A 10,704-nucleotide genomic window follows, 5' to 3' on the forward strand; every position below is an offset into this window, starting at 1 on the left:
CAAACAACAGAAAACTTCGCACATAACTGGTGAAATTTGTCATGTAAACTCTTAGTGTGGCAGTTTATCCCCCAATCCCTTTGAACACGCAAAGCGAGGTGAGGCGCATGGACAGAGCAGAAAAGGAAATCAGGAAAAGCGGTCTTTATCCCATGGGCGGATAAGGGCCGCTTTTCTTTTACCCATCGACATAATCCGGGGAATATCTCCATGATTTCTCCCGGTTCGACCTTACAACAACATATATCAGCAAGGGCGGCAGCTTTGAGCTGCCACGCTTAAAAGAAAGGGGATGACGCCAGCCGCCTGTGTGCCGTCCGCATAAGCGGGCAAGGAGTAGCGTGCTATGGATGAGAAAATCCACAGCATTGAGAAACTGCTTTTTGTCCTTCTCAAACGACACACGGCTTTTAATGGACAATTTTCAATCGGCGTTCACCGGCGCTTTTGCGGGAGAGAGTTTGCCCCATCCGGGGACAAGCCTCCGCCTGCGGATGCTCCATACGCCATTGGGCTTCTCAATGCGCTTATCCTTCGAGCGGCTGATTTTGTACCAGATTACAAAGTCAGCCGCTTATTTTATAGGCAACCTGGTTATAAGAGCAGGGCGCCGCCACCTCCGGTCTGTTTTCGCAAAAAACAGATCGGAGGTACAAAAATTGCGGGATTATCGCAAAAGCGATTATGCGATAAACAAATACAGCCCCAATATTGTTTATCGCTTCCATGATGAAATTATTGAGGTTGCTCTGGAGGATTACCTGAAGGAGAACCCGGATAAAACAGAACAGGACTTTGCGGAGCTGAAAGCCCTGTCCGATGAGATTTACTATGAGCAGGATCGGGCTGAAAGCACACAGACCCGCAAGGATGTGTCCATCCACGGTTTAGAGGAAATGGACTGCTGCTCTACCCGGCCATTGGAAGAAGAATTGGAGGAACTGGCGGCAGAAGTACAAAACCGCCGCTATGCCCGGATTGCACTGGAGCGACTGTTTGCTGCGGGCGTACTTACAGAAGTCCAGAAACGGCGTTTTCGACTCCATGTGTTCCGTGGTCTGTCCACCCGGCAGATCGGCAGGTTGGAAGGGACAAGCCATCAGGCTGTTGCCAAATCCCTGAACCTTGCCATCGAAAAATTGAAAAAATTTTTTGCGGAGCAGGGTTGACACCCCCACGGTTTCAGGACGATGGGTGAAAGGAGTTCTTTCTGACCCCCCTTTCGCCTGTACCTTGACAACCGCATACTCATTCATCGGTAACTTCCCCTTTGCCAGTGCGATGAGCAAAAGCCGATTCAGAAGCCGCGCCATGAGGTACGGCACGGATGAGCAGATCCCACCTACTTTCTTTCATTGGTCTTGCTGTCATCCTGCCTGTATGAGCGAGAAACGGCGGTCTGTAAAAACCGGGCAGCTCCCGGCGCGGCCATGACCGGCAAAGGGTACAATGGTACTCCTGTCCAGCCACAGCCCTGCCTGACCGCAGGATCACGCAATGGGGGCAGCTCGGAGAGATCCTCGGAGGGGTGAGATTCCCGTGGGCCGGTTCGCTGCTGGCCGCTGATGACTTCCCATGTGCGGGGTGTCGAGGACAAATAGCACAATGAAAGAAAACAGATTGGAAAAAATTCGCCGGACGCAGGGCGGGCCTTTCGGGGCTTGCCCTGTTTCCGGCTTACTTATATTCAGGAGGTCATTCTTATGCGGCGAAAGGCGATCCGGCGCGGCGCTTTGTTCTATGCCGACCTAGACCCGGTGGTTGGCTCGGAACAGGGCGGAACGCGCCCTATCCTCATTCTCCAAAATGATGTGGGAAACTATTTCAGCCCTACCGTGGTAGCGGCGGCCATCACCAGCCGAAGGGATAAGACCCACCTTCCTACCCATGTTTTGTTGGAGGATGTGCCGGGCCTTGCCCCTACCTCCCTGCTGCTGTTGGAGCAGATACGGACGGTTGACCGTAGGCGGCTGCGAGGCTATATCGGGCAGATCAACAAGAAAAAGATGAAGGAGATCGACACAGCCCTGGCAATCAGCGTGGGCCTGCGTTCTCTGGCATAGGACAGGCGCCCTTCTGAATAGATTGGTAGAGGCAGAAAGGAGGAACCTGTTTGAAATCACTCACGCTTGCAGAGCTTGATACGCTCTCCGCCGTTGATATTAAGACGGTCGATCCAGAACAGCTTGTCGATATTCGGGATATATCCATCCACACAGAACTTCCAAGAGAGGAACGGATACTGGACTTCATCCGTCAGATCCGCAACCCCTACTGCTTCCGCCACGGAAAGATCGTCGTGAAAATTGGCTTTTCCGAGGCGGCCAAGGAAACCACAATGGAGGAACAATTTGAAAGCTATCTCCGTACCCTGTAAATCCCTGACACGAATGGAACCGAAAAAAATACCTGGACACTGACTGTGCCCTGCTGTATAATAGAAATCGGACAAAACTCGCACTCCAATCGTTGTTGGGACTGACGAACAAAACGATTGGAGGCATTGTTATGAAAAATTTGACCGCGCAGGCTGTTTATAACGCCGACATCTATCTCCGGCTGTCTGATGATGATGGAGATAAGCCGGAAAGCAACAGCATCAAGAATCAGCGGGAATTTATCACGGAATTTTTGAAATCAATGCCAGAAATCCGCATCCATGCCGAGAGGAAGGATGACGGGTTTAGTGGCGTTGATTTTTTTCGTCCTGGGATTCAGGAAGTCTTACAGGATGTGCGTTCCGGCGCAGTCAACTGCGTCGTGGTAAAAGACCTGTCCCGTTTGGGGCGCAACTATATTGAAACCGGAAAGGTCTTACAGGAGTTTGCAGACCACGGGATACGGTTCATCGCCATTAACGACGGCTATGATACCGCCAATTTACAGGGGCAGGCCAGCACCATCCTGCTGCCCATCAAAAACCTGATGAACGATTCTTACAGCCGGGATATTTCAGTGAAAATCCGCAGCCATTTGGAGGTTAAAAAAAGAAAGGGGCAGTTTGTGGGGGCGTTTGCCGCCTACGGCTATCTGAAATCACCGGACGACAAGAATCAGCTTGTTGTGGACGATTACGCCGCCGAGGTGGTGCGGGATATTTTCCGCTGGAAGCTGGAAGGAATGAGCCAGCAGGGGATCGCTGACCGGCTGAACGCCGATGGGGTCCTCTCTCCATCAGAATACAAGCGTTCCCTGGGGATGAAGTATATCTCCGGCTTCAAAAGCAATCCGCAGGCCAAGTGGTCGGCGGTAGCGGTTGGGCGCATCCTGAAGAATCCCCTCTATATCGGTGTGATGGTTCAGGGAAAGACCGGGCGACCAAACTATAAAATCAAGAAGCTGATGGAGAAGCCAGAGGACGAGTGGATCAGGGTTCCCGGCGCCCATGAGCCGATTATCAGCGAGGTGGATTTTCGGACAGTCAGCGGCCTGCTGTGCCGGGACACCAGAATCGCCGTACAGAAAAAGACGGTCTATCCCTTTTCGGGACTTTTGTTCTGCGCTGATTGCAAGCAGAACATGATCCGCAAGACCGTTCCGGCTGGCGGGAAAAAATATTTTTATTACTCCTGCTCCACCAATCGGGCGGACAAAACCGCCTGCACTACCCACAATATCAGCGAGGCGCTGCTGACAGACGCAGTTCGTGACTGTATCCACGCTCACATGGAAACGGTGCTGAACATTGAGAAAACCCTGCAATTCATCGCCGCTCTCCCCGCAGAGGACACAGAGGCCAGAAAGATTGACCGGCAGCTTGAAAAGCTGAAAGCCGATTATGAACAGGCCATGCGGTTCAAAATGTCCGCTTATGAGAAGTTCGTGGACCATCTGCTGAATGAAGATGAGTTCAAGCAGTATCAGCGGATTTACACGGAAAAGTGCGAGGCGATTGCGGCGGCCATCAGTAAGCGGCAGGAGGAATTGGACGCCATTGTGCGGGCGGGTTCCCCGCAGGGAGAATGGATCGCCCATTTCAAGTCCTTCCGCCATGTGGATGTGATGGAGCGCAAAATCCTGGTGAAGATCATCGACCGTATCTATGTCTATGAAGGGAACCGAATTGAGATCATTTTCAAGTACCAGAATGAGTACAGGGCGGCGGTAGCCTACATCGAACAGTATATGGATCGTCAGGCGGCGCAGGCAGCCCCCACGGTAAAGGAGGCGGTGTAAATGGCGCGTGTGAGCAGAAGAAAACAGATAGCGGCCGCACAGGGCGTTCCGGTTGATGTACTGCCCAAGGCCGCCGCTCTGCGGATTTTCCGCACAGCTCTTTATGTGCGCCTCTCCATCATGGACACCCGTGACCGCAAGGACAGCGAGAGCCTGCAAACGCAGATCGACTATCTGTGTGGGTATATCGCCAAGCACCCTGATTTGGAGCTGTACGACTGCTATCGTGACAACGGAGAAACCGGGACAAATTTTGAGCGCCCTGGATTCCAGCGGATGATGGAGGATGTGAAAGCAGGCCGGGTGGACTGCATCATCGTGAAAGACCTGTCCCGGTTTGGGCGCGACTTCCTGGAAACCGGAAACTTTCTGGAAAAGGTACTGCCCTTCATGGGAGTGCGGTTTATCTCCGTCAATGATAACTACGACAGTATCCGGGCGGACAGCGGAGAGGCCATGACCATCGCGCTGAAAAACCTGATGAACGACATTTACGCCAAGGACATTTCTCAAAAGGTGTATTCTGCGCTGGACACCAAGAAACGCAGCGGCGAGTTTATCGGCAATTTTGCCGCCTATGGCTATGTGAAATCCCCGGAGGATCGGCATAAGCTGGCCGTTGACCTAGACGCGGCGAAGGTGGTGCAGCGCATTTTTCGGATGAAAAAAGATGGAATGAGCAACGCTGCGATAGCAAGAACATTGACTGCCGAACAGATTCCCAATCCCAATTACCACCGCTATTTGCAGGGCGTTGTGTTTACCAAGAGGTTTTCTGAAAACAGCCCGTGGCAGACACAGACAGTGAAGCATATTTTGGAGAATCCGGTGTATCTGGGGCACATGGTTCAGGGCAAGAAAATCACAAAACTGCACGCTGGGCAGAAGCAAAAAATTATGCCCCCATCAGAATGGATCATTGTCCCCAACACTCATGAGGCGATCATTGAGCAGGAACTGTTTGATGCGGTTCAAGCCATTTTGAAAGTCAAACACGAGGAATACCACAGCCGTCTGGGGAAATACGCCCATTTTGACAGCGAAAACATTTTTGAGGGGCTTGTGGTATGCGCGTGCTGCCAGCACAATATGACACGCTATAAGAGTGTTTATAACAAAGGCAGGACGGTGGCGTACCACTTTATCTGCCCCCGCCACGCTATGCTTCTGGATGCCGGATGCCCCAATACGGGTGGCCTGCGAGAAAACGATTTGAAAGCGGCCGTTTATGAGGTCCTTCGATTGCAGATGGCGATGCTCACGGATGCGGAGGCAGTCATCCAAAGGGTCAGCCGGTCCTCGGCGGCCAGAAGCCGCAGGACGGCTCTTGACAATGAGATCATATCGGTGCAGGGACGCTTAAAGAAGCTGGACACACTCCGCCAGACGCTCTTTGAAAGCTATGTGGACGGTATTGTAACGCAGGCGGATTATCTATTCGGGAAAAGCCGGTATGAGGATGAAGCCCGCCAGCTTGAGGGACGCCTTCAGGATTTGCAGGTCGAAAAGGACGCCTTGCCGGAGGCAAGTCCCAAACAAAATAAGTGGTTTTCCGCTTTTGCCAAGTTCCGGGATGAAAAAGAGCTGACCCGTGAGATGCTGCTGGCGCTGGTGGAGAAGATCTATGTGAATGAGGACAAGCAGGTACATATCGTGTTGAACTATCAGGACGAGATGAAGAAGTTGTTTCAGGAGGAGGTGTAGCACGATGCCGGAGGTCTTACAGCAAATGTTGAACTATGTGATCGCCATTTACATCCGGCTTTCCGCCGAGGACGGCGATCTGTCCGATGAAAAAAGCGAAAGCAACAGCGTTGTCAATCAGCGGGCCTACATCCGCCGTTTCATTGAGCTGCGGCCTGAATTTGCCGGGGCGCAGATTCTCGAATTTTGTGATGACGGTTATTCTGGGACGAACATGGAGCGGCCAGCCGTCCGGCGGCTTTTGGAACAGGTGCGTCAAAGGAAAATCAACTGCATCATCGTCAAGGATATGTCCCGGTTTGGGCGCGACTATATCGTGGTTGGGGACTATCTGGAACAGATTTTCCCTTTCCTGGATGTGCGATTTATCGCCATCAATGATTCCTACGACAGCAAGGATCACAAGTACGGTTCTGCGGGCCTGATTGATGTGTCCTTCCGAAATGTGATCTACGACCTTTACAGCAAGGACTTGTCGGAAAAAGTGAGATCGACCAAAAAGCAGCTTGCCGAAAAAGGCTACTGTGTTGCCCCCTATGCGTTCTTTGGCTATCAGAAAGCGCCTGGGAATAAGCACACTCTTTTGGTGGACGAGGATGCCGCCGCCGTGGTCCGGCGTGTGTTTGACCTCTTTACCAGCGGCCTGTCTACTACGGACATAGCCAGAAAGTTCAATACAGAAGGAGTGCTGACCCCGCTGCAAAGGAAGCGGCTACAAGCGGTGAGCCGGAAGTGGAACTGCGTAGACCAGAATAAAAACTACTGGACTTCTTCTATGGTTCGCAAGATACTGGATGATGAGCGGTACACCGGCAAAGCGATCTATGGCAAGACTACCCGAAAAAAGGTGGGTTCCAGCCGGGTCAAGGCTGTTACAGAAAATCAATGGACTGTTGTGGATGGGGCGTTTCCGGCAATCATTACGCAGGAGGTTTTCGATACGGCCAAGAGTCTGAATCGGAGTTCCCATCCCGGTTCTGCCGGGGAAAGCACACGAGTTTTCTATCGGAAGATCCGGTGCGGACACTGTGGACTTGCGATGGAGCGGCTGCAATCTGCCCACCCCTGCTATGTGTGCCGAACCGACAGGTATAAACCGGATATTGGGTGCCCACAGGACAAGATAGGTGAAAAGGAACTGGAACAGGCGGTTTTAGCTTCTATCCGCACGATGGCCCAGCTTGTCCGAGGGGCGGTTCAGGCGAAGCAGCGCCAGTCTGCAAAAGATGCCCGGCACAACCAACGACTTGACCGGCAGATCAAAGCGCACCAGAACTCGATCCAGATGCGCCAGCAGGAAAAGATGGCGGCTTTTGAGGATATGGTGTCCGGCAAAGTCAGCTCAGAGGACTACCAGCATAAGCGAGGACGGTGTGAAAAACATATCCAGCGGCTTGAAATTAAAATCAAAGAGCTGGAGGACGCCAAACGGCAGGCAAAGGGAGAAGAACTCTCCGCTGGCAGCATACTCCCCTATACTAATGTCAGGACATTGACACGGGAACTGGTGGATTTACTGATTCAGAACATCTACATTTATAGTTCAACTTCCATTGAGATCGTTTGGAAATGCGGGGACGAATATCAACGGCTGCTTGCCGATACCACAAAAAAGGAGGCTGCGGAGCATGAACAGGGATAAAAAACGGTATTGGCTCTATGGGCGTGTTGCTTCACCTGATAAATGGGCTTTGGAGAACCAAATGATTTATCTTCGCAGCTTTGCAGAAAAGTATCAGCTCAATGTTGTGGGAGAATCCCAGGACGAGGCCAGCGGCCTGACCTTTGACCGGCCTGGGCTGAATGATTTTCTGGAAGCTGTCCGGCAAGGACAGGCCGACGCTCTTTTGACAAAAGATTTGACACGCCTGGGGCGAGATGTCATGCAGACTGCCTCATGGATCGCAGACTTGAATACTTCGGGTGTAGGCGTGTTTTCCGTCACAGACTTGACTCTCCGAGGGCTTTAATTACTGAATCAGCGTAAAATCCGGCAAAAAATCTCATAAATTCTTTGGTTTTCTCTTGACATTAGGAGATGTCGACTTCTCGGGCGGCAACGCCGACGGCCAGACCATCTGCGAAATAAACTTTACCACCCAGGAGGCCCACGAGCCCAACGCCTACATGGCCCTCAACGCCGACCGCGACAAATTTGCCAAAATGCTCTTAGAGATCCTGGCCATCAAATAGCCGCTCTGTCCGCCCCGTGATCTTAAAAAGGCAGCTGACGCACCGCCGTCAGCTGCCTTTTTTGTGCCCCATCGGCGCTCTCCGCATCCTACACGCCCCGCCCAACGCCCAATTTATGCCGCCAACCGCCAAACTGCGCCCCGCCGGCGCCGAATGCCCCACCGGCGCTGCCACCCAGGCATTTTGTCCCCAAAAGGCCCCGTAATTACCCGGCAGCTCTCTACCGGCAGTATCGCCGCCCAGCTTTTGGCCCAGCCGGGTAGCAGCCCTCTGCCATCCGTGGCACCCCAACGCATCGCACCACCACTCTACCACTGCACCACTGCTCTGCCGCCACTGCTTTTAAGCCGCAGTGCCCCGCCGGCGCTGCCGTCCAGGCATTTTGCCCCAAAAGGCTCCGTAATTACCCGGCAGCTCCCTACCGGCAGTACCGCCGCCCAGCTTTTGGCACAGCCGGGTAGCAGCCCTCTGCCATCCGTGGCACCTCAACGCATCGCACCACCACTCCACTGCGCCACTGCTCTGCCGCCACTCCTTTTTAGCCGCAGTGCCCCGCCGGCGCTGCCGTCCAGGCATTTTGCCCCCAAAAGGCCCCGTAATTACCCGGCAGCTCCCTACCGACAGTATCGCCGCCCAGCTTTTAGCACAGCCGGGTAGCAGCCCTCTGCCATCCGTGGCACCCCAACGCATCGCACCACCACTCTACCACTCCACCACTCCACTGCGCCACTGCTCTGCCGCCACTCCTTTTAAGCCGCAGTGCCCCACCGGCACTGCCGCCCAAGCATTTTGTCCCCAAAAGGCCCCGTAATTACCCGGCAGCTCTCTACCGGCAGTATCGCCGCCCAGCTTTTGGCCCAGCCAGGTAGCAGCCCTCTGCCATCCGTGGCACCCCAACGCATCGCACCACCACTCTACCACTCCACTGCGCCACTGCTCTGCCGCCACTCCTTTTAAGCCGCAGTGCCCCACCGGCGCTGCCGTCCACAGCCTTTTTTAAAAAAAGATCCGCTTTCGCACCACACCAGCGCCACCGGTCGCTCTCGCGCCTGCCCTAAAAATATCTGTTTCCCATCTCCCGCTCGGGACCGCCGGCCGGCCGCGGCCGGCCCCCCAAGCACCCACCGGCATCTCACTTAAAAGATCTGGCGTTCCCCCGTCTCCCCACGCCAAATAACACCGCCCCCAGCGCCTGTTGCCCGCTCTGTAAAAACGCGCCCCTGCTGCTCTGCTGTTCTGCTCCCCTACGGTTCTGCTCCTCCACCCCAGTCACACGCCTGTTATGTCTGTGCAAACAAGCCGTTTTACCGCCTAGCTGCCATGTTTCCGCCCCTCAACTCGCAGCGATACCCCCACATCCCCTCCCAACACCCCCCAACACCTCCCCAACACTTCACCAGTATCTCATCGGCGTCACCGCGCATTTTCTCTCACGGCAAAAAAAGCCGTCCCTAATATTGCACCCAGAATATGCGCTGCCACCCCGTTTTTCCCCGCCAAAAGATATCTGCTTTTATTTCCCCGCCAATATGGTCCGGCACCTCTCTGCCTGCGCTTACGCGCCGGGCGGGGCAGGTCCTCCGCACCGGGCGGGACAGGCATCGTTATCGTGTAGCTTTTGTCCTCTCTCCGCGCGTCTTTATCATCTGGGAGGCCGGGCGCAAAGCTGCTCTCTGGCCGGTGGCCCGGCAGCGCATTTTTTAGCGGCAACATCGCGTGCGCCGGGCGGGCCCGTTCTAAAGTGTTCCTTGGCAGATATACGGTCGGCGGGCGCCGGCGCTTTTTGCTCCAACAGCCGCCTTTTCGGTCGATCTTGTCCCCGATCGCCCCAAAAAGGCCCGTTTTTACAATTTGGTAACAATTTAAAACACGTCAAAAATGTATAGCTTTTCTCTGCGACTTCACCGCCGTACAAGCAAAAAATCAGCCTGTGACCGCCCCCGCTCTGCGTTTAAGTGCACAAATATCATCTTGTATAAGCAGATAGCTGATGTTAAAATCAGTAATAATTTTGAGAGCCCAAGACAGCCCAAGATAGCCCAAAGAACCCACCCCCCGCTATATCCGGCGCCTTTTTGCGCTGATCCGCGGCAGGTGCACACCGCCCCAGAACCACTTCGTGTGCTTTTCCGTTCAAAATGGAGATGCAGTTTTCTACTGCTTTTTTAGTTTTTAAGACGAGCCTGCTCAATGTGGGCTTGTCTTTTTCTGTTTTAAAAAATACTTTTTGGTGTGAACGAAAAGGTACAGAAATCCGCGCCCAACGGCTCTCAAACCTCTTTTTACACGTCCTAAACAGCCAAAACCAACGCGCAAACAGGCCCTGTTTGCACCTTTTGAGAGGAGGATACTTATGAGAGCAGCCAAGCGGATCGGCGCTGCTTTTGTCGTTATGGCCCTGCTTTTGCACACCGGCTCTGCCTTAGCGCTGGATGCAGATACCAGTGTTTGCTGTCCCCATCACCCCACCCACACCGAGAGCTGCGGCTACCGATCAGAATACCCCGACCAGCCCTGCACCTTTGTTTGCCCCACCTGCCAGCCGCTGCCAGCCGGTGAAGACGAGCCTGCGCCCCCAGCCGGCGAAAGCGTGCCGCCCGAGACCGGTGCGGGCGCGGCGGCACCGCTGCC

The 10,704-nt window shown here is 54.0% G+C and carries 9 protein-coding genes; all 9 read left to right on the forward strand.

Features of this window, described 5'->3' with window-relative positions:
- Positions 1 to 350: 350 nt before the first annotated feature.
- Entirely contained in the window at positions 351 to 1,169 is an 819-nt protein-coding gene (locus C6Y32_RS15690) for a hypothetical protein (protein ID WP_243133898.1), read from the forward strand.
- A gap of 534 nt (positions 1,170 to 1,703) precedes the next feature.
- Positions 1,704 to 2,063 carry a type II toxin-antitoxin system PemK/MazF family toxin gene (locus C6Y32_RS13400; protein WP_105205761.1) on the forward strand — a complete coding sequence of 120 codons (360 nt, stop codon included), beginning with the start codon at positions 1,704 to 1,706 and terminating at the stop codon, positions 2,061 to 2,063.
- A 50-nt stretch (positions 2,064 to 2,113) separates the two neighbouring features.
- Positions 2,114 to 2,377, forward strand: coding sequence for a DUF6870 family protein (locus C6Y32_RS13405; RefSeq protein ID WP_105205762.1), 264 nt, complete (start codon positions 2,114 to 2,116; stop codon positions 2,375 to 2,377).
- Between the two features lie 131 nt (positions 2,378 to 2,508).
- Entirely contained in the window at positions 2,509 to 4,176 is a 1,668-nt protein-coding gene (locus C6Y32_RS13410) for a recombinase family protein (RefSeq protein WP_105205763.1), read from the forward strand.
- Positions 4,177 to 5,880, forward strand: a complete 1,704-nt coding sequence (locus C6Y32_RS13415) for a recombinase family protein (RefSeq protein WP_105205764.1) — start codon at positions 4,177 to 4,179, stop codon at positions 5,878 to 5,880.
- 4 nt (positions 5,881 to 5,884) lie between these two features.
- Positions 5,885 to 7,522, forward strand: a complete 1,638-nt coding sequence (locus C6Y32_RS13420; protein ID WP_105205765.1) for a recombinase family protein — start codon at positions 5,885 to 5,887, stop codon at positions 7,520 to 7,522.
- Positions 7,509 to 7,850, forward strand: coding sequence for a recombinase family protein (locus C6Y32_RS13425; protein WP_105205766.1), 342 nt, complete (start codon positions 7,509 to 7,511; stop codon positions 7,848 to 7,850). The genes C6Y32_RS13420 and C6Y32_RS13425 overlap by 14 nt, the downstream gene beginning before the upstream one ends.
- Positions 7,851 to 7,905: 55 nt before the next feature.
- On the forward strand, positions 7,906 to 8,073 hold the full coding sequence (locus C6Y32_RS15460) for a hypothetical protein (protein ID WP_164998287.1): 168 nt from the start codon (positions 7,906 to 7,908) through the stop codon (positions 8,071 to 8,073).
- Positions 8,074 to 10,426: 2,353 nt separating this feature from the next.
- On the forward strand, positions 10,427 to 10,704 hold a 278-nt coding region (locus C6Y32_RS13435; RefSeq protein ID WP_243562770.1), incomplete at its 3' end, for a transposase.

Origin of the sequence: Neobittarella massiliensis (ex Bilen et al. 2018) (assembly GCF_900289145.1) — a bacterium.
GTDB lineage: Bacteria > Bacillota > Clostridia > Oscillospirales > Ruminococcaceae > Neobittarella > Neobittarella massiliensis.